Genomic DNA, 17,923 nt, shown 5'->3' on the forward strand with positions numbered 1-17,923 from the left:
GTGGGGGTGGCCCATGCTTGACCGCGAAGGCTACCGCCCCAATGTCGGCATCATTCTCGTCAACACTAGAAACGAGGTCTTTTGGGGCAAGCGTATCAGGGAACATGCATGGCAGTTCCCTCAGGGCGGCATCAAGTATGGCGAAAGCCCGGTGCAGGCCATGTATCGCGAACTCCATGAAGAGGTGGGCCTGAAGCCCGAGCATGTCCGTATTTTGGGGCGTACACGCGATTGGTTACGTTATAACGTGCCCGATCACTTTGTCCGGCGTGAGTGGCGCGGCCACTATAAAGGACAAAAACAGATTTGGTTCTTGTTGCGCCTGGTGGGACGTGACAGTGATGTGTGCTTGCGCGCGACGCAGCATCCGGAATTCGACGCCTGGCGCTGGAGCCAGTACTGGGTTCCGCTGGATGCCGTCATCGAGTTCAAGCGAGACGTCTATACCCAGGCGTTGAACGAGTTGTCGGCTATCCTCTTTCGGCGCCATCACGAAACCCGCTACCTGCGCCAGCGTGTGCATGGTCAGCGGGCTGCAGAGAATTTGCCCGAAGGAACGGACGGTCATGCGCATATTGTTGGTTGAAGACGAACGGGACATGGCGTCCTGGCTGATGCGCGCGCTCGCCCAAAGCGGGTTCGTACCCGATCACGCGGCGGATGCGCGCACGGCCGAAGCCTTCATGGCGGGCACGGAATACGATGCCATCGTCATGGATTTGCGCCTGCCCGACAAGCATGGGCTCGTCGTCCTGCGCGAAATGCGCAACCGCGACGACCGCACCCCCGTCCTCCTGCTGACCGCGCAGGGCGCGCTGCAGGATCGCGTCCGCGGCCTGAACCTGGGCGCGGACGACTTCCTGACCAAGCCCTTCGCACTGGAAGAACTGGAAGCCCGCCTGACGGCGCTCGTGCGCCGTAGCCGTGGCCGCCAGCACCCGCGCCTGCAGTGCGGTTCGCTGTCCTACGACAGCGAAAGCCGTGCCTTCACGCTGGACGGGTCGCTGCTGTTCCTGACCCCGCGCGAACACGCCGCCCTGGCGGCGCTCCTGACGCGTAGCGGCTACCCGGTGGACAAGTCGCAATTGTTCGGCAAGGTCTTCACCCACGACAGCGAAGCCAATCCGGACGCCATCGAAGTCGTGCTGCACCGCCTGCGCAAGAAGCTGGCCGGCAGCGACGTGCGCATCGTGACCGTGCGCGGGCTGGGCTACATGCTCGAAAGCGTGGCCAGCGAGTCCGCGGAACCCTAAGTGAGCCTGCGGATTCCCGGTTTGCCGCGCGTCGGCATCCGCGCGCTTCTCATCATCCTGCTCTTGCCCGGCGTGGTGGTGCTGCTGGTCATCGACAGCCTGAACGACTACCGCACCCTTTCCGAAATCACCAACGAGGCCTACGACAGCGCCTTGGTGGAGCCGGCGCGGGTGCTTGAAAGCAGCCTGGAATTCACGCCCGACGGCAACCTGCAGGTGGCCACGCCGCTGTATGCGCAGGTCATGCTCGAATCCCGGGCGGGCCTGCGCAAGTATTTCCGCATCGAGGAAATCGATCCTCCATTGCCCGACGGGTCGCCCGTGCCTCAGACGCAGGGCAAGACGCTGCTCGGCATGCCGGAAATGCCGCGTCCGCCTTCCTGGCCCCGCTCGAACGGCCAACCCATCTTCTACGACGGCGTGTATCGCAACGACCCCGTGCGGGTCGTGTCCGTCGTGCGCGATCTCTATTACCAGGGCCAGCACCGCCAGGTGCTGGTGGTCGTGGCCGAAAGCACTGGCAAGCGCATCGAGGCCGAGAACAGCGCGCGGCGCCAGGAGATCCTGCGCGATTCGCGGATGCTGGCGCTGGTCGTGCTGCTGGTGTGGTGGGGCGTGTCCTGGGCGCTGAAGCCGCTACGCCGGCTGCAGTCCGACATCCGCAGCCGCCGCCCCGACGACCTGACGCCGCTGGACGCCTCGCGCGTGCCCAGTGAAGTCGCTCCACTGGTGGAGGCCGTCAATCACCATATCGCCCGTTACCGGCGGGTGCTGGACGAGCAATCCAGCTTCCTTGCCGACGCCTCGCACCAGTTGCGCACGCCGCTTGCCATCATGCTGACGCAGGCCCAATACACGCTGCGCGAACGCGACCCGGCACGCGTGCGCGAAGGGCTGCGCGCCATCGTCGACCAGTTGGGCCGCACGCGCCGGCTGACCGAGCAGTTGCTGTCGCTGGCGCACGCCAACCAGGCCGGCCAGACCCCGCGCCAGTTGCTTGACATGAACGCCGTGTCGCGCGAAGTCGTGTTGCAGTACCTGCCGCTCGCGCACGAAAAACAGCAGGACCTGGGTTGGGTGCAGGCCGATGCCGAAGACGGCCAGGACACGCCGGTGCCGGTGTCGGGCAACGAAGCCGAGCTGCACGAAGCGCTGTCCAACCTTGTGCACAACGCCATCCATTACGCCCCGGCGGGCGCGCGCATCACGGTGTCCGTGTGCCGCGCCGACAACCGCGTCGAGGTTGCCGTGTCCGACAACGGCCCCGGCCTGGATCCGGTCATGCGCACGCGCGCCTTCACGCGATTCGAGCGCGTGGGCACCGACAAGCCCATGACTTCCTCCGGTTCCGGCTTGGGTTTGGGCATTGCGCGCGCCTATGCGCGCCGCAACGAGGGCGATATCGAACTGCGCGACGGCGAGCCCAACGACCAGGGCGGCGTTGGCCTTGCGTCGGTGCTGTGGCTGCCGCTGGCGCCCACCGTATCGCAGTATCCGAGGCCCGCAGAGGTCCAGCTCAAGGGCGATCAATAGCGCCCGTTTCTTCACTGTCCGCTACTTTCTTGCGCCTGGCGCGCCTGCCGATCAGGGATAACCCCCGGATTCAGGAATGCGACAGCGCATAGAAAGCGGATTAGCAGCTTCCTTCCGTAATCTGCGATCCGGCCTGTCGTCAGGGGCCGGGCGCTGCCCGCTTCGAGCAGCGCATGAAAGGCTGGCGCTGTCCGGCACAAGGAAGGAGGACGGAAGTGAAAAAGACAATCAACAGAAAGGACTATTACGGCGGTGCGCTGATGGTCCTGATCGGTCTGGCCGCGATCTACGGCGGCACGGACTATCACATCGGCTCGCTCAGCCACATGGGTCCGGGATTCTTTCCCGCGGCGCTGGGCGGCCTGCTGGCGCTCACGGGCCTGCTGATCGCGATGTCGGCGCGCTCGGCCGAACCTTCGGCTCCCGCGCCCGCTGAAGGCCATCCCACCGGCATGCCGGACATCCGCGGCAGTGTCTGCATCCTGCTCGGCATCCTGGCCTTCCTGCTGCTGGGCCATTACGGCGGCCTGTTGCCCGCCACATTCGCCATCGTCTTCATCTCCGCGCTGGGCGACCGCACCAACACGATCAAGCAGGCCGTCCTGCTGTCGATCGCCATGTCCGCGATCGCGGTCGTCGTTTTCTGGTGGGCGCTGCAACTGCAGCTTCCGCTGTTCCGTTGGGGTTGAAGCGCCATGATTTCTCAAGCTTTGGTAGACCTTTGGTACGGCTTCGGCGTCGCGTTCCAATGGCACAACCTGATGTGGTCGTTCTTCGGCGTGCTGGTGGGCAACCTCATCGGCGTGCTGCCCGGCATGGGTGCGCTGTCCGCGATCTCGATCCTCTTGCCGCTCACCTACGTCATGCAGCCCGTGCCCGCCATCCTGATGCTGGCCGGCATTTTCTATGGCTCGCAATACGGCGGCGCCATCGGCGCGATCCTGCTCAACCTGCCTTCGCATCCGCCGCACGCGGTTACCTGCCTGGACGGTTATCCACTGACCAAACAGGGCAAGGGCGGAACAGCGCTCGGCATCACGATGATCTGCTCGTTCTTCGCGGCATCGGTCGGCATCATCGTCATGATCTTTGCCTCGCCGCTGTTGGTTGAAGTCGCGTTCAAGTTCGGCCCGACCGAGATCTTCTCGATCATGCTGCTGGGCCTCTTGGCAGGCGCCACGATGTCGCGCGGCTCGCCGCTCAAGGGCGTGGCGATGACGCTGTTCGGCCTGATGTGCGGCGTGGTGGGCACCGACGTGAACACGGGCACCATCCGGTTTTCGTTCGGCTTGCTCGACCTGTCCGACGGCCTGGAACTGGTCGCGATCTCGATGGGTCTGTTCGGCGTTGCCGACTTCCTGATGAGCGTGAACCGCATGACCATCATCGGCAGCGGCGCCAAGCTGCGCCTGCGCGACATGCGGCCCAGCAAGCAGGAACTGAAGACCGCCTTCTGGCCCATGGTGCGCGGCACGGCCGTCGGCACGCTGTTCGGCGCCATGCCCGGTACCGGCCCGACGATCACCACGTTCGTTGCTTACGCGCTGGAACGCAAGATCTCCAAGACGCCCGAGAAGTTCGGCACCGGCATGATCGCCGGCGTGGCTTCGCCGGAAGCGTCGTCGCACTCGAAGACGCAGGTCGACTTCATCCCGACGATGAGCCTGGGCATTCCCGGCGACGCGGTGATGGCGCTGATTCTGGGCGCGCTGCTGATTCAGGGCATCCAGCCCGGCCCGCAGCTCATCACCGAGCATCCGGACATCTTCTGGGGTCTGATCGCCAGCTTCTGGGTGGGCAACGTGCTGCTCATGGTGCTGAACGTGCCGCTCATCGGCGTGTGGGTCAAGCTGCTGCAGGTGCCTTACCGCTACCTCTTCCCGTCGGCGCTGTTCTTCATCGCAGTGGGCGTGTACAGCACGCAGAACAGTCTCTTCCAGATCTGGGAAGTGCTGGCGTTCGGCGTGATTGGCGCGGTGCTCATGACGCTGGAATTCTCGGTCGCGCCCATCCTGCTGGGCTTCGTGCTCGGCCCCATGGTCGAAGAGAACTTCCGCCGCGCGCTGCTGCTCTCGCGCGGTGACCTGGCCGTGTTCGTCGAACGTCCGATCAGCGCATGGTTCATCGGCGCGAGCGCATTGCTGATTACGCTGCAGGTCTGGGCCTTCCTGCGCCGCAACAAGCACAAGAACAAGCCCGAAATGCCGCAGACGGCCTGATCCCCGGCCTCGGCCTCCGTCACACGCGGCCCGGCTTAGGCCGGGCCATTCTGCTTGTGCAGGCCCGGCTTACGCCGGGCCGTTTTACTTGTGCAGGCCCGGCTCACGCCGGGCCGTTTGATTTGTGCGGCGGCATCCCTCATGCTTGGGGTTTTCATCGCCTGCCCGCTGCCACCATGCACATTCTCTTTGCTTGTCCCCATCACGATCCCGACGCCTGGGTGCCTCGCCTCGAGGCCGCGATGCCCGGCTGCCGTATTTCGGTCTGGAACCCGGACGGTCCGCCTTCTGGCGCCGAAGTCGCGTTGGTCTGGCGTCCGCCCGTCCAGCTCTTCCAGCACGAAACCGGTTTGAAGACGCTCTTCAATCTGGGCGCGGGCGTCGATGCCTTGTTGAAGATGCCCGAGATTCCCGATCACGTGCGCATCGTGCGCCTCGAAGACGCCGGCATGGCGGTGCAGATGGCCGAATACGCGCTGTATGCATTGCTGCGCGTCTCGCGCGATTTCGAAGCCTTCGACCAGGCGCAGGCACGGCAGCATTGGGACACCCGCGAAGGCACCCGGCAAGCCGACTGGCCCGTGGGGGTTCTGGGGCTGGGACAGGTCGGCGCGCGCGTGGCGCAAACGCTGGCCGAGTTCGGCTACCCCGTCGCGGGCTGGTCGCGGTCGCCGCGCCAGATTCCCGGTGTCGAATCCTTCGCAGGCGAAGCCGCCTTGCCCGAATTCCTTGGCCGCACGCGCTTTCTGGTCAATGTGCTGCCGCTCACTCCCGACACGCAAGGCATCCTGAATCGCGAAACCCTGTCGCGGCTGCTGCCCGGCGCGCATCTGGTCAACGTCGGACGCGGCGAGCATCTGGTCGAGGACGATCTGGTGCAGATGCTTGAAGAGGGCGAGATCGCGGGCGCCACGCTCGACGTCTTTCACACCGAACCGCTGCCCAAGGATCACCCGTTCTGGCACGACCCGCGGGTCCACGTCACGCCCCATATCGCGGCGCGCACGCTGCGCGACGAAAGCATCGCGCAGATCGCGGGCAAAGTTGCGCAACTGAAGCGCGGCGAAGCCATCACCGGCGTGGTGGAACGCTCGCGCGGCTACTGAGGCGCGGGAGACGCGGCTTTATCCAGACGCTCGTACATCGAGGGCAGGCGCTGCGACAGGAAGTCCAGCAGCGTTCGCACGGCGGGCATCATGCCCCGCCGTGACGGATAGATGCAGTGCACGATGCCCTCGGGCGACTGCCATTGCGGCAGCACCGGCACTAGCTGCCCGCGGCGCAGTTCCTCCTGCGTGGCAATCGACGGCAGCAGGGCAATGCCGCGTCCGCGCACGGCCGCTTCCGTCAGCACGATGAAATCGTTGCATGACAACTGCGGCTTCAGTTCGATGTGCACCTCTTCGCCCTTGTCGTTGCGCAGGGGCCAGCGCACTTCATTTTGCGGATCGCTGAAGCTCAGCGTGACGTGCGACGCCAGATCCTGCGGCGTGTCGGGCGCGCCGTGACGTTGCAGATAGCCGGGGCTGGCCACCAGCGTGCCGCGCGCCGTGCCCAGATGCCGCACGACCAGTTCCGCGTCCGTGTCCAGCTTCGTGCGGACCCGCAGCGCCAGATCCACGCCCTCGCGGATCAGGTCCACGCGCCGGTTGGTGACCAGCAATTGCACCGAGATCGCCGGCCACGCATCCAGGAATTCCGGCAGCAGCGGCGCCAGCACGTCCTGCGCGATCGACACCGGGCAACTCACGATGACCGGACCGGTGGGCTCGGCCTGCAACTGCCGCATGGCGTCGTCCGCAGCCCGAGCCGAGGCGGCCATCTCGCGGCAGTAATGCAGATAGCGTTCGCCGGCGGACGTCAGCCGCAGCCGGCGGGTGGTGCGCTGCAAGAGACGCACGCCCAGGCTTTCTTCCAGGTGTGAAATTCGGCGGGAGAGACGGGATTTCGGGATGTCCAGCGCGCGCGCCGCCGCGCTGAAGCCTCCTTGCTCGACGACTTGCGAAAAGTAGTAGAGGTCATTGAGATCTTGCATGATTGTTCTATGTTTGGAACGAACAGTTCATCATACCCGTATTTATGTATTCAATTGGTCCATCTACAGTGACGCCATGCACAACGGATCTGCCAACGCCGCCCAAGCGGCAAGGCCCCGCCCGATCATCCTGACGGGTGCGGCGCTGACAGATCCAGCCCCCCGCCCGGGGGAACCCACTGGAGATACTGCAATGAAGACCCTGGTCATCCTTTCCTCGATTCTCGGCGAACGTTCCAACAGCAAGCAATTGGCCGATCACCTGATTGCCCGCGTCAAGGCTGCCAACCCGGCTTCGGCCATCAAGGTCCGCGACATCGGCGCGCAACCCATTCCTTACTTCGATGGCAACACCGCCGGCGCCCTGTTCACGCCCGCCGAGTCCCGCACCGTCGAGCAGCAGCGGCTGGTCGAGCTGAGCGACTCGCTCATTGCTGAACTGATGGACGCCGATCGCATCGTGTTCGCCGTGCCCGTGTACAACTTCAACCTGCCGGCGCAATTCAAGTCCTATCTGGACCACCTGGCGCGCGCCGGGGTCACGTTCCGTTATACGCCGGAAGGCGTGCCCGAGGGGCTCGTCAAGGGTAAGCAGGTGGTCGTGCTGACCGCGCGTGGCGGCAAGGCCGAGGGCACGCCCTCGGACACGATGACGCCGTATCTGCGCCAGATGCTGGCCTTCCTGGGCATGACTGACGTGACCTTCATTGCCGCCGAAGGCATGGCGATGGGCGAAGTGGCCGCGCTGGAAGGGCTGGCCCTGGCCAAGCAACGCATCGATGCGCTGCTGCCGGCCGCCGGCCAAGCCTCGCTTGCCGCCTGACCGCGCGCACCGGGCATGAAAAAAGGCGAGCCGCGAGGCTCGCCTTTTTCGTAGGCGCGAAAAACCAGATCTTCAGTCGCGCAGCCGCTTGATGAGGCTGGACGTGTCCCAGCGGCCGCCGCCCAGCTTCTGGACGTCGCCGTAGAACTGGTCCACCAGCGCGGTCAAGGGCAGGCGCGCGCCGTTGTTGCGCGCTTCTGCCAGCACCAGGCCTAGGTCCTTGCGCATCCAGTCCACCGCAAAGCCGAAGTCGAACTTGTCGTCGACCATGGTCCCGCCGCGGTTCTCCATCTGCCAGCTCTGCGCCGCGCCCTTGCTGATCACGTCCAGCACCTGCTTCATGTCCAGGTCTGCCGCCTGGCCGAACGCGATCGCCTCCGACAGGCCCTGCACGATGCCGGCGATGCAGATCTGGTTGACCATCTTGGCAAGTTGGCCGGCGCCCGGGGGGCCGACCAGCGTGACCGCGCGGCCAAAGCACTGGGCCACCGGCTTGACCGCGTCGAACACCGCCTGCTCTCCGCCGCACATGACCGTCAGCACGCCGTTGACGGCGCCCGCCTGGCCGCCCGACACGGGGGCGTCGATGAAGTTCAGGCCTAGTTCCTTGGCGTGCGCATGGAGTTCACGCGCCACGTCGGCGGAAGCGGTCGTATGGTCGACGAACACGGCGCCGGGCGCCATGCCCGCAAACGCGCCGTCCGGGCCCAGCACGACGCTGCGCAGGTCGTCATCGTTGCCCACGCAGGCAAAGACGATCTGTGCGCCGGCAACGGCTTCGCGCGGCGTGGCGGCGCTATGGCCGCCAAACTCGGCAACCCAGGCCTGCGCCTTGGCGGGCGTGCGGTTGTAGACGGTGACGTCGTGCCCGGCGCGGGCCAGGTGACCGGCCATGGGCAAGCCCATCACGCCCAATCCGAGGAAAGCGACTTTCTGGGCTACGGCTGCGTCGTAGCTCTTGGTACCGATCGTTGCCATGCAGTGGACTCCGCTGAATAAGGGTAGGTCTGTTTCAGGACACTAACCTTAACGCAATCAAAAGCCGGCGGCGAGTCCATCTCGGCGGCTGTCGCTGGCGCTGACGTAGCCATCGACGGCCGGATCGCCCAGCCGCCAGATGAACTGGCCCGATCCAAAGTCCATGTAGGGATCTTCCATGCCCTGCAGCACATGGCCGCGCTCGCGCAGCCCCTGGGCCACGGCGGGCGAGACCGTCGCCTCCAGGTCCACCTCAAGGCCGCGGTTCCACTTCCAGCGCGGCGCGTCGCACGCGGCCTGCGGCTGCTGGCCGTAGTCCAGCATGCGCACCAGCGCCTGCATCTGGCCCTGCGGCTGCATGTTGCCGCCCATGACGCCAAAGCTCATCACCGGGGCGCCGTCACGCATCAGGAAACCCGGAATGATCGTGTGAAACGGCCGCTTCCCGCCCGCCACCACATTCGCATGATCGGGATCGGTGCTGAAGCCGTACCCGCGGTTCTGCAGGCTGACGCCGGTGCCTGGCGCCACGACGCCAGACCCAAACCCCATGTAGTTCGACTGGATGAAGCTGACCATCATCCCGTTGCGGTCGGCGGCGGTCAGGTAGACCGTGCCGCCTTGCGGCGCGTGGCCGGTGGCGAAGGTTTGCGCCGACCGCGGATCGATCAGGCGCGCGCGTTCGGCCAGGTAGTCCGCGCGTAGCATCTGCTCGGGCGCGACCTGCATGTGGCGCGCATCGGCCACGTGCGCATAGACGTCGGCAAAGGCGAGCTTCATCGCCTCGATCAGCAAGTGCTGCGTCTCGGGATGATCGATCGGGCGCGCGGCCAGATCGAAATTCTGCAGGATGCCCAGCGCGATCAGCGCGGCGATGCCTTGGCCATTGGGCGGAATCTGGTGCAGCGTATGGCCGCGGTACGACTGGCTGATCGGGGTCACCCATTCGGGCGCGAATTCGCGCAGATCCTTTAGCGTCAGGGCTGCTTCGTGCGCCTGCGCGTGCGCCACCAGCTTGTGGGCGGTCTCGCCTTCGTAGAAGTCGCGTCCGCTGGTCGCGGCGATGCGCTTGAGCGTGGCTGCCGCGCCTTGCAGCACGAAGTGTTCGCCAATGTGCGGCGCGCGCCCGCGCGGCAGGAAATGATCGGCAAAGCCCGGCTGCGGCTGCAGCACATCGGCTTGCGCGGCCCACTTCTGGTGCACCATCGGCGTGATCGCGAAACCCCGTTCGGCGTATTCGATGGCGGGCGCCAGGATATCGGCGAAAGACAGGCGGCCCAGCTTCTCATGCAAGGCGCCCCAGCCGGCCACGCAACCCGGCACGGTCACGCTGTCCCAGCCGCGGGCGGGGATCGCGCCTTGGTGCTTGCGCCGGAAGTAGTCCACGTTCCAGGCCGCCGGCGCCGGTCCGGATGCGTTCAGGCCATGCAGCTTCGCCCCATCCCAGACGATCGCAAAGCAGTCCGAGCCCAGCCCGTTGCTTACTGGCTCGGTCAATGCAAGGGTAGAGGCCGCGGCGATGGCCGCGTCCACCGCATTGCCGCCTTGCGCCAGGATCCGCAACCCTGCCTGAGCGGCCAAGGGGTGGGACGTGGCGACGACATTGCGGGCGAAGACAGGCGTCCGGGTGGTCGTGTAGGGATTCTTCCAGTCGAAATTCATGTCCGAATCATCGCGTGGGGTAAACCCGTAGCTTAACGTAGACGAATCCGTCTCTGTACGATTGGTTGCGTGGCGTAATTATTTGTATTTTTCAGCGCGGCGAGCGCCCAAAGAAAAACCCCCGGGACAGGCCCGGGGGTTTTGAAGGCTGGGGCGCCGCATCAAGGGCGGCGCGCTGGGCCTTAGTCTTCTTCGACGAAGGTCTCTTCGCGCTTCTTGCGGATGGCCGGCAGGGCCACCAGGATCACCAGGAACACGGCGACGGCCAGCAGGGTAGCGGACAGCGGACGCGTCACGAAGGTGGAGAAGTCGCCGCGCGACAGCAGCAGGGCACGGCGGAAGTTCTCTTCCATCATGGGGCCCAGCACCAGGCCCAGCAGCAGCGGGGCGCCTTCGCACTTCAGCTTCGACCACACATACCCGATGATGCCGAAGATGGCTGTGGTGAAGATGTCGAACGGGTTGTAGTTAAGCGAGTACACACCGATCGTGCAGAACACTAGAATCGCCGGGAACAGGATGCGGTAGGGCACCTTCAGCAGCTTGACCCACAGGCCGATCAGCGGCAGGTTCAGCACCACCAGCATCAGGTTGCCGATCCACATCGAGGCGATCAGGCCCCAGAACAGCTCCGGGTGGCTCGACATGACTTGCGGGCCGGGCTGGATGTTGTGGATGGTCATGGCGCCCACCATCAGCGCCATCACGGCGTTGCCGGGGATACCAAGCGTCAGCAGCGGGATGAACGAAGTCTGGGCTGCGGCGTTGTTCGCCGATTCCGGGCCCGCCAGGCCGGCCGGGTGGCCCTTGCCGAAGCGTTCCGGATTCTTCGAGATCTTCTTTTCCAGCGTGTACGACGCGAACGACGACAGCACCGCGCCACCGCCCGGCAGGATGCCCAGGGCCGAACCCAGCGCCGTGCCGCGCAGCACGGCCGGGGCGGCTTCCTTGAATTCCTGCTTGTTCGGATACAGCGTGCCGATCTTGTCGGTGATGTCGACGCGGTTTTCCTTCTGCTCGAGGTTGGTCATGATTTCGGCAAAGCCGAACACACCCATGGCCACGATGGCGAAGTCGATGCCGTCCTGCAGTTCCGGCACGCCGAAGTCGAAGCGGGCAACGCCCGAGTTGACGTCGGTGCCGACCATGCCGAGCAGCAGGCCCAGGATGATCATCGCGATGGCCTTGGGCAGCGAACCCGAAGCCAGCACCACGGCGCCGACCAGGCCCAGACACATCAGCGAGAAGTACTCGGCGGGGCCGAACTTGAACGCGACTTCAGCCAGCGGGGGCGCAAAGGCAGCCAGCAGCAGCGTGGCAACGCAACCGGCAAAGAACGAGCCCAGTGCGGCGATTGCCAGCGCAGCGCCCGCCCGGCCGTTGCGGGCCATCTGGTGACCGTCCAGCACGGTAACCACCGCAGACGTTTCCCCTGGCAGCGCCACAAGAATGGCCGTCGTGGATCCGCCGTATTGGGCGCCGTAGTAAATACCCGCCAGCATGATCAGGCCGGCCACCGGGGGCAGCACGTACGTGATCGGCAGCAGCATGGCGATGGTCGGGACGGGGCCGATGCCCGGAAGCACGCCGATCAGCGTACCCAGGATGCAGCCCAGCAGTGCGTACATCAGGTTCTCGGGCGTGAACGCCACCGAGAAACCCATCATGAGGTTGTCAAACAATTCCATGGCCGATTGCTCCTCAGTTCATGCCCAGAAACGACGGCCACAGCGGGAAAATCAGCCCCAGCCCCTTGATGAATGCCAGGTAGGTGAACAGCACCAGGAAGATGCCGTTGGCAACGGCGACCTTCAGGTTGAATTCATGGCTGGCAAGGCTGCTGACGACCACCAGCACGAACACCGAGATGTAGACGCCCAGAAATTTGAGGATCACGCCATACAGAATAACCGAGCCCACCACCAGGAAGACGATGCGCCAGTCGAACTTGTCGACATGCGTTTCATGGGCTTTCTTGGACAGCGAGCCAAGCAGCACGATGGCGCCGAGCAGTGCAAGAACAATGCCCAGCCAGAAAGGAAAGTATCCGGGTCCCATTCGGGCAGCAGTACCCATTTGGTAGCTGCTGGCCTGCCAGGCGAATCCCAGCCCAAGGGCGATAAACATCACCCCCGACCAGAAGTCCTGTCGATTGCGTAGCTGCATGATTGGTTGGCTCCTGTTTACAGCATGTAGATAAAAGAGGTTTGTAGCCGGATGGGACACCCGCCGAAAGGCGAGTGACAGGCACAAAAAAGGCACTTCGGGGTGCCATTAATTATTCTGAAAGCGACGACGTGGTTTCTTGAAAGGCCGAATGGTAATGGACGCCTGCCACGCTGCAAACCCTGTAAGGTCGGTGAAAGCCTGGGGTTTTCCCTAGAATTGGGGAACTCCCGATCCCCGTTTGTAACGCGGTCGAAAGTTTGAGGGCTTTTTGAAAGCTAAGTGAAAGTTTATAGAAAGAATCGCGAAAGCCGGATCGGCCGGATGCGGCAATTTCGGGGGATGGGACTTTTCATGGCAGGCAAGAGCCGGTAACCTTCGCGCGCCAAACCCAACCGTATTTCCTACTGAATATTGCCGGGTTTCTCACCTTGCGTGAAGAGGCCCGGTCCATCCCAGGATGGTTTACGATAGCGCCCATGCTGCAAGATCTAGACCAACTCGCCGCCCGAATCGGGCAACTGGTGCAACGCACCCGCCAACTCCACGCCGAGCGTGACGCGTTGCGTCTACGCGTGAACGAATTCGAAGCCGAGCAGCGCGTGCTCAAGCAGCGCGCCGCTGACCGCGAAGCCGAAGTCGTCACGCTGCAAAGCAAGCTTCAAGATAACGACGGCGCCGTCTCGGCCATGCTAGAAGAAGCCAAGCGGGCGGAAGCCGCGCTGCGCGAACAACTCGCGCGCGAGACCGCCGAGCGCCACGCGCTCGAGTCGCGGTTCGCCGCACGCGAAAGCGAACTGCAGGGTAGCCTGCAATCGCGCGACACAGAACTACAGCGCTTGCGCGTGGCCGCCGCGTCGGCCCGCGAGCGCATCGACGCCGTCCTGGCCCGGTTGCCGGGTGCGCCGTCCGGAGAGCAACACTAATGGAACGTGTAGACGTATCGATCCTCGGCCGCGAGTACTCGCTTGCTTGCTCCGCCGAAGAAAAGCCCACCCTGCTGGCCGCAGTGCGCCACGTCGATCAGCTCATGCTGCGCATCCAGGGCACGGGCAAGGTTTCCAGCAATGAACGCATCGCCGTGATGGCCGCATTGCAGGTCGCCGGCGAGTTGCTTGCAATGAAAGCGCCCGATGGTCCGCTGGGCGGTTTGGCGGTCGGCGACTTCAAGCGTAGAATTGAGGACATGAACGCAGTACTCGATGACGCCTTGTCGGGTCAGGAAAAACTGCTCTAACGTTCATAAGCAGCATTCAAGATTTTTCAGTTTGTCCCTGCCGTGTTCGTGACTAGGCCATACATTCTCTGAACCTATGTCTTTTTGGCATATTGGTTGCGGGAGTGCAGAGCTGGAGTGATTGTCTCTTGCAGACGAACCCGATGCTCTTCGGAACGCGACCACCTTGAACCTCAGGGTTCGAGATGCCGGCCTTGACGGCACAGGCGGGGCATCTATCCCAGCGGGCCTGCCATTAGCGCAGGTCCGCGTCGGGTGCCTCTCGGCAAATCCCCTTCGTCCTCCCTCCTAGGACCAGTCCATGTTCAAACACCCCGTTTTTTCGCTCACCAAGCTTGGTGCGGCGTGCGCAGCCGTGGCCGCCATCGCTGTGGCTCAACCCGTTTTCGCGCAGACGCAGGCGCCTGCCGCAACGGCCGCCGCCGAGCCCGCCGCAAACCGCTCGCCCGAATTGACCTTGCAAGCCATGGCGTCTTCCGAGGTCAAGCAGGACACGGTCCGCATTGCGCTGTCCGCCGAAGTTGAAGCGCCGGACCAGCCGGCCGCTGGCCAGAAGCTGACCGCCGCGCTCGAAGACGCCGTCAAGCGTGCGCGCGACACGAAGGACGTGGAAGTGCGCACCAGCAGCTTCAATGTCTGGCCCAACATGAACAACAAGGGAAAGATCGCCTCGTGGCGCGGCCAGGGCGAAATCGTGCTGGAGTCCAAGGGCTTCGCGGCTGCCGCCGCGCTGGCTTCCAAGCTGTCCGACAAGACCGCCATTTCCAACATCAGCTTCTCGCTGTCGCCGGCCGCCCGTGAAGCCGAAGAGCGCAAGCTGCTGAAAGAAGCCGCGCAGGCCTTCAAGGATCGCGCACTGGCCGCGGCCAATGCCTTCGGCTTTTCCGGCTACCGCTTGTCCAAGATTGAACTCGGCGGTTCCGGCGGCCCCGTGCCGGTTCAACGCATGGTCGGCGCGGCAATGGCCAAGGGCGGTTCGTTCAGCAGCGCCGACGTCAGCGTTCCCCTTGAAGCAGGGAACGTGACGGTCAGCGTCGCGGTCAACGGGACGATCGTTTTGCAGTAAGACTGAACATGATGGCGCCCAGAGCGACCATCGGCAGGGACAGCCACTGTCCCATGCTCAACCCACCCGCGAGCAGACCCAGGAAGTTGTCCGGCTCGCGCGTGAATTCCACCAGGAAGCGGAACGTTCCATAGCCCATCAGGAACAATCCGCTGACCTGACCCAGCGGCCGCGGCTTGCTCGAAAACCACCACAGCAGCGCAAACAGCACGATGCCTTCCAGGCCCAGCTCATAGAGCTGCGACGGATGGCGCGGCAGTCCGTCGCCGCTGTCGGGGAACACCATGGCCCATGGCACGTCGGTGGGGCGGCCCCACAGTTCGCCATTGATGAAATTGCCCAGCCGGCCAAAGCCCAGTCCCAGCGGAATCAGCGGCGCGATGAAATCGCTGATCGCAAAGAACGGCAGGCCCTTCTTGCGCGCGAACAGCAGCATCACCAGGATCACGCCGATCAGGCCGCCGTGGAAAGACATGCCGCCTTGCCACAGATACAGCACTTCAAGCGGATGCGACAGGTAATAGCCTGGCTTGTAGAACAGCACGTATCCCAGCCTGCCCCCCAGCACCACGCCCAGCACGCTATAGAAGATCAGGTCTTCCAGGTCCCGCACGTTCAGGGACGTGGTGTGCCCGCTCTTGATGCGCTGGCGGCCCAGCAAATACACGAGCGCGAAGCCCGCCAGGTACATCAGCCCATACCAATGAATGGCTAGCGGCCCGATCTGCAGGGCGATGGGGTCGATTTTTGGATATTCCAGCATGTTCTGCCCGACACAATAAAGTTGAATGATAATAACCGGCGAGCACTGAAGATTCGCATGCCAAGCGAGCCAGCTTCCCCGGGTGCGTTCGCCATGTCCGCGCCCCGACGGCCGACAGGAGACACTGACCATGCCGCACAATGAACGTTCCCGCCATATCACCCAAGGCGTCGCGCGCGCGCCCAATCGCGCCATGTACTACGCGCTGGGCTACAAAGAGGCCGATTTCGAGAACCCCATGATCGGCGTGGCCAACGGCCATTCGACGATCACGCCCTGTAATAGCGGCTTGCAGCGGTTGGCCGACGCCGCCATCGACGCGATCCGCGCCTCGCGCGCCAATCCCCAGGTGTTCGGCACGCCCACCATCTCCGATGGCATGTCCATGGGCACCGAAGGCATGAAATACTCGCTGGTGTCGCGCGAGGTCATCGCCGACTGCATCGAAACCGCCGCGCAGGGCCAATGGATGGACGGCGTCGTCGTCATCGGCGGATGCGACAAGAACATGCCTGGCGGCATGATCGCCCTGGCGCGCACCAACGTGCCCGGCATCTATGTCTACGGCGGAACCATCAAGCCAGGCCGCTACAAGGGCAACGACCTCACCATTGTGTCCGTGTTCGAGGCCGTCGGCGAATACACCATGGGCCGCATGCCCGAAGAGGACTTCAAGCAGATCGAGAAATGCGCGATTCCCGGCTCGGGCTCTTGCGGCGGCATGTACACCGCCAATACGATGAGCTCGGCATTCGAAGCCATGGGCATGAGTCTGCCGTATTCCAGCACGATGGCCAACGAAGACGAGGAAAAGGTCACTTCGGCCGCCGAGTCCGCGCGTGTGCTCGTCGACGCGGTCAAGCGCAACCTGCGCCCGCGCGACATCATCACCCGCGAATCCATCGAGAACGCCGTCTCCGTCATCATGGCCACGGGCGGATCGACCAACGCAGTGCTGCACTTCCTGGCCATCGCGCACGCCGCCGAAGTGCCGTGGACCATCGACGATTTCGAACGCATTCGCCGGCGCGTCCCGGTGCTGTGCGACCTGAAGCCGTCAGGCAAGTACGTGGCGACCGACCTGCATCGCGCCGGCGGCATTCCCCAGGTCATGAAACTCCTGCTCAATGCAGGCTTGCTGCATGGCGATTGCATCACCATCAGTGGCAAGACCATCGCTGAAACGCTCGCGGATGTGCCTGACGCGCCCCGCGCGGACCAGGATGTCATCATGCCCATCGATCGCGCGCTCTATCCGCAGGGCCACCTGGCGATCCTGAAGGGAAATCTGTCGCCCGAAGGGTGCGTCGCCAAGATCACCGGCCTGAAGAACCCCGTCATCACGGGCCCCGCGCGCGTGTTCGACTCGGAAGACGATGCCATGACCGCCATCATGGCCCAGCAGATCCGCGACGGCGACGTTGTAGTGATCCGCTACGAAGGCCCGAAGGGCGGCCCGGGCATGCGCGAAATGCTCGCGCCCACCTCGGCGCTTGTGGGGCAAGGACTGGGCGAAACCGTCGGACTCATCACCGATGGACGTTTTTCCGGGGGCACCTGGGGCATGGTCGTGGGGCACGTCGCGCCAGAAGCATATGTAGGCGGTCCCATCGCGCTGATCCAGGAAGGCGATTCGGTTACCATCGATGCCCACAAGCTGCTGCTGCAGCTCAACATCAGCGACGAAGAAATGGCGGCTCGTCGTCAGGCCTGGGTCCAGCCCAAGCCGCGTTATACACGCGGTGTGCTTGCCAAGTTCGGCAAGCTCGCCAGCACCGCCAGCCGTGGGGCAGTAACCGATGCTTTTGAAGATTAGTCTGTTGTTGGCCGCGGCCGGCGTCCTGAACGCTGGCGCGGCGCATGCGCAAACCACTGGCCTGGACCTGGCCAAGAGCAAGGCCTGCATGGCCTGTCATCAGGTGGAAGCCAAGCGGGTCGGGCCGCCCTTGATGAGCGTGGCGCAGCGATACGCGGGGCAGGGCGACGCCATGGTCGATTACCTGGCGGGCAAGATCCGTAGCGGTGGTCGCGGCGCCTGGGGCGCGGTGCCCATGCCCGCTCAGACTCATGTATCGCCCGAAGACGCACGCGCCTTGTCCGAATGGATCTTGTCGCTGGCGCCGGCAAAGCAGTAGTCTTATTTTCATGCCCCGGTATCGAGCCGGGGGCGCGGGCCGCACGCAGCGGC

General features: G+C 64.3%; 18 protein-coding genes and 1 other RNA gene. 13 read left to right on the plus strand and 6 right to left on the minus strand.

Translation table 11 applies throughout. From position 1 onward, the window contains the following. Positions 1-13 precede the first annotated feature (13 nt). From H4P35_RS03295 to H4P35_RS03320, 6 genes are all read left to right on the plus strand, one after another. Entirely contained in the window at positions 14-586 is a 573-nt protein-coding gene (locus H4P35_RS03295; protein WP_056327909.1) for an RNA pyrophosphohydrolase, read from the plus strand. After that, positions 567-1,253 (plus strand): response regulator, encoded by a 687-nt coding sequence (locus tag H4P35_RS03300; protein WP_056327910.1) that lies wholly within the window; start codon positions 567-569, stop codon positions 1,251-1,253. Before H4P35_RS03295 ends, H4P35_RS03300 begins: the two co-directional genes overlap by 20 nt. After that, positions 1,254-2,786, plus strand: coding sequence for a sensor histidine kinase (locus tag H4P35_RS03305; protein WP_226848077.1), 1,533 nt, complete (start codon positions 1,254-1,256; stop codon positions 2,784-2,786). Between the two features lie 260 nt (positions 2,787-3,046). Then, a complete protein-coding gene (locus H4P35_RS03310; protein WP_056327938.1) occupies positions 3,047-3,475 on the plus strand; it encodes a tripartite tricarboxylate transporter TctB family protein in 429 nt (142 codons plus the stop codon). Positions 3,476-3,481: 6 nt separating this feature from the next. Then, positions 3,482-5,005: a tripartite tricarboxylate transporter permease gene (locus H4P35_RS03315; protein WP_226848083.1), complete on the plus strand. Its 1,524-nt coding sequence runs from the start codon at positions 3,482-3,484 to the stop codon at positions 5,003-5,005. 176 nt (positions 5,006-5,181) lie between these two features. Next, complete coding sequence (locus H4P35_RS03320) at positions 5,182-6,111, plus strand: glyoxylate/hydroxypyruvate reductase A (RefSeq protein WP_056327912.1); 930 nt, start codon at positions 5,182-5,184, stop codon at positions 6,109-6,111. Here the strand turns inward: H4P35_RS03320 and H4P35_RS03325 are convergent. Next, entirely contained in the window at positions 6,105-7,040 is a 936-nt protein-coding gene (locus H4P35_RS03325) for a LysR family transcriptional regulator (protein WP_056327913.1), read from the minus strand. The genes H4P35_RS03320 and H4P35_RS03325 overlap by 7 nt on opposite strands. Positions 7,041-7,233: 193 nt before the next feature. Here H4P35_RS03325 and H4P35_RS03330 point away from each other — a divergent pair, with 193 nt between their 5' ends. Next, positions 7,234-7,863 carry an FMN-dependent NADH-azoreductase gene (locus H4P35_RS03330; protein ID WP_128829944.1) on the plus strand — a complete coding sequence of 210 codons (630 nt, stop codon included), beginning with the start codon at positions 7,234-7,236 and terminating at the stop codon, positions 7,861-7,863. Between the two features lie 72 nt (positions 7,864-7,935). Here H4P35_RS03330 and H4P35_RS03335 read toward each other — a convergent pair whose 3' ends face one another. From H4P35_RS03335 to H4P35_RS03350, 4 genes are all read right to left on the minus strand, one after another. Next, complete coding sequence (locus tag H4P35_RS03335) at positions 7,936-8,841, minus strand: NAD(P)-dependent oxidoreductase (protein ID WP_062840955.1); 906 nt, start codon at positions 8,839-8,841, stop codon at positions 7,936-7,938. 57 nt (positions 8,842-8,898) lie between these two features. Then, a complete protein-coding gene (locus H4P35_RS03340; RefSeq protein ID WP_226848084.1) occupies positions 8,899-10,503 on the minus strand; it encodes a gamma-glutamyltransferase family protein in 1,605 nt (534 codons plus the stop codon). A 182-nt stretch (positions 10,504-10,685) separates the two neighbouring features. Beyond that, entirely contained in the window at positions 10,686-12,191 is a 1,506-nt protein-coding gene (locus H4P35_RS03345) for a tripartite tricarboxylate transporter permease (protein ID WP_062840953.1), read from the minus strand. A gap of 13 nt (positions 12,192-12,204) precedes the next feature. Next, positions 12,205-12,669, minus strand: a complete 465-nt coding sequence (locus tag H4P35_RS03350) for a tripartite tricarboxylate transporter TctB family protein (protein ID WP_062840952.1) — start codon at positions 12,667-12,669, stop codon at positions 12,205-12,207. A 479-nt stretch (positions 12,670-13,148) separates the two neighbouring features. Here H4P35_RS03350 and H4P35_RS03355 point away from each other — a divergent pair, with 479 nt between their 5' ends. The 4 genes from H4P35_RS03355 to H4P35_RS03370 all read left to right on the plus strand — a co-directional run bounded on the left by H4P35_RS03355 (position 13,149) and on the right by H4P35_RS03370 (position 14,972). Next, a complete protein-coding gene (locus H4P35_RS03355; protein WP_056327919.1) occupies positions 13,149-13,595 on the plus strand; it encodes a hypothetical protein in 447 nt (148 codons plus the stop codon). Continuing rightward, a complete protein-coding gene (locus H4P35_RS03360; RefSeq protein ID WP_056327920.1) occupies positions 13,595-13,906 on the plus strand; it encodes a cell division protein ZapA in 312 nt (103 codons plus the stop codon). The genes H4P35_RS03355 and H4P35_RS03360 overlap by 1 nt, the downstream gene beginning before the upstream one ends. Positions 13,907-13,937: 31 nt before the next feature. After that, positions 13,938-14,123: non-coding RNA, 6S RNA (gene ssrS, locus H4P35_RS03365), on the plus strand. Positions 14,124-14,207: 84 nt separating this feature from the next. Beyond that, on the plus strand, positions 14,208-14,972 hold the full coding sequence (locus H4P35_RS03370; protein ID WP_226848090.1) for an SIMPL domain-containing protein: 765 nt from the start codon (positions 14,208-14,210) through the stop codon (positions 14,970-14,972). Here the strand turns inward: H4P35_RS03370 and lgt are convergent. Next, positions 14,947-15,735: a prolipoprotein diacylglyceryl transferase gene (gene lgt / locus H4P35_RS03375; protein WP_180100319.1), complete on the minus strand. Its 789-nt coding sequence runs from the start codon at positions 15,733-15,735 to the stop codon at positions 14,947-14,949. The genes H4P35_RS03370 and lgt overlap by 26 nt on opposite strands. Positions 15,736-15,865: 130 nt before the next feature. Between lgt and ilvD the strand changes: the two genes are divergently transcribed. Next, positions 15,866-17,551, plus strand: coding sequence for a dihydroxy-acid dehydratase (ilvD, locus tag H4P35_RS03380; protein ID WP_056327923.1), 1,686 nt, complete (start codon positions 15,866-15,868; stop codon positions 17,549-17,551). Next, entirely contained in the window at positions 17,535-17,870 is a 336-nt protein-coding gene (locus H4P35_RS03385) for a c-type cytochrome (RefSeq protein WP_062840949.1), read from the plus strand. The genes ilvD and H4P35_RS03385 overlap by 17 nt, the downstream gene beginning before the upstream one ends. Positions 17,871-17,923 lie beyond the last annotated feature (53 nt).

This window comes from Achromobacter sp. 77 (assembly GCF_020541125.1).
Lineage (GTDB): Bacteria > Pseudomonadota > Gammaproteobacteria > Burkholderiales > Burkholderiaceae_B > Achromobacter > Achromobacter mucicolens.

Coding starts and splice junctions, on each gene's coding strand:
- H4P35_RS03295 (WP_056327909.1), top strand. CDS start 14: ATGCTTGACCGCGAAGGCTACCGCCCCAATGTCGGCATCATTCTCGTC.
- H4P35_RS03300 (WP_056327910.1), top strand. CDS start 567: ATGCGCATATTGTTGGTTGAAGACGAACGGGACATGGCGTCCTGGCTG.
- H4P35_RS03310 (WP_056327938.1), top strand. CDS start 3,047: ATGGTCCTGATCGGTCTGGCCGCGATCTACGGCGGCACGGACTATCAC.
- H4P35_RS03315 (WP_226848083.1), top strand. CDS start 3,482: ATGATTTCTCAAGCTTTGGTAGACCTTTGGTACGGCTTCGGCGTCGCG.
- H4P35_RS03320 (WP_056327912.1), top strand. CDS start 5,182: ATGCACATTCTCTTTGCTTGTCCCCATCACGATCCCGACGCCTGGGTG.
- H4P35_RS03325 (WP_056327913.1), bottom strand. CDS start 7,040: ATGCAAGATCTCAATGACCTCTACTACTTTTCGCAAGTCGTCGAGCAA.
- H4P35_RS03330 (WP_128829944.1), top strand. CDS start 7,234: ATGAAGACCCTGGTCATCCTTTCCTCGATTCTCGGCGAACGTTCCAAC.
- H4P35_RS03335 (WP_062840955.1), bottom strand. CDS start 8,841: ATGGCAACGATCGGTACCAAGAGCTACGACGCAGCCGTAGCCCAGAAA.
- H4P35_RS03340 (WP_226848084.1), bottom strand. CDS start 10,503: ATGAATTTCGACTGGAAGAATCCCTACACGACCACCCGGACGCCTGTC.
- H4P35_RS03345 (WP_062840953.1), bottom strand. CDS start 12,191: ATGGAATTGTTTGACAACCTCATGATGGGTTTCTCGGTGGCGTTCACG.
- H4P35_RS03350 (WP_062840952.1), bottom strand. CDS start 12,669: ATGCAGCTACGCAATCGACAGGACTTCTGGTCGGGGGTGATGTTTATC.
- H4P35_RS03355 (WP_056327919.1), top strand. CDS start 13,149: ATGCTGCAAGATCTAGACCAACTCGCCGCCCGAATCGGGCAACTGGTG.
- H4P35_RS03360 (WP_056327920.1), top strand. CDS start 13,595: ATGGAACGTGTAGACGTATCGATCCTCGGCCGCGAGTACTCGCTTGCT.
- H4P35_RS03370 (WP_226848090.1), top strand. CDS start 14,208: ATGTTCAAACACCCCGTTTTTTCGCTCACCAAGCTTGGTGCGGCGTGC.
- lgt (WP_180100319.1), bottom strand. CDS start 15,735: ATGCTGGAATATCCAAAAATCGACCCCATCGCCCTGCAGATCGGGCCG.
- ilvD (WP_056327923.1), top strand. CDS start 15,866: ATGCCGCACAATGAACGTTCCCGCCATATCACCCAAGGCGTCGCGCGC.
- H4P35_RS03385 (WP_062840949.1), top strand. CDS start 17,535: ATGCTTTTGAAGATTAGTCTGTTGTTGGCCGCGGCCGGCGTCCTGAAC.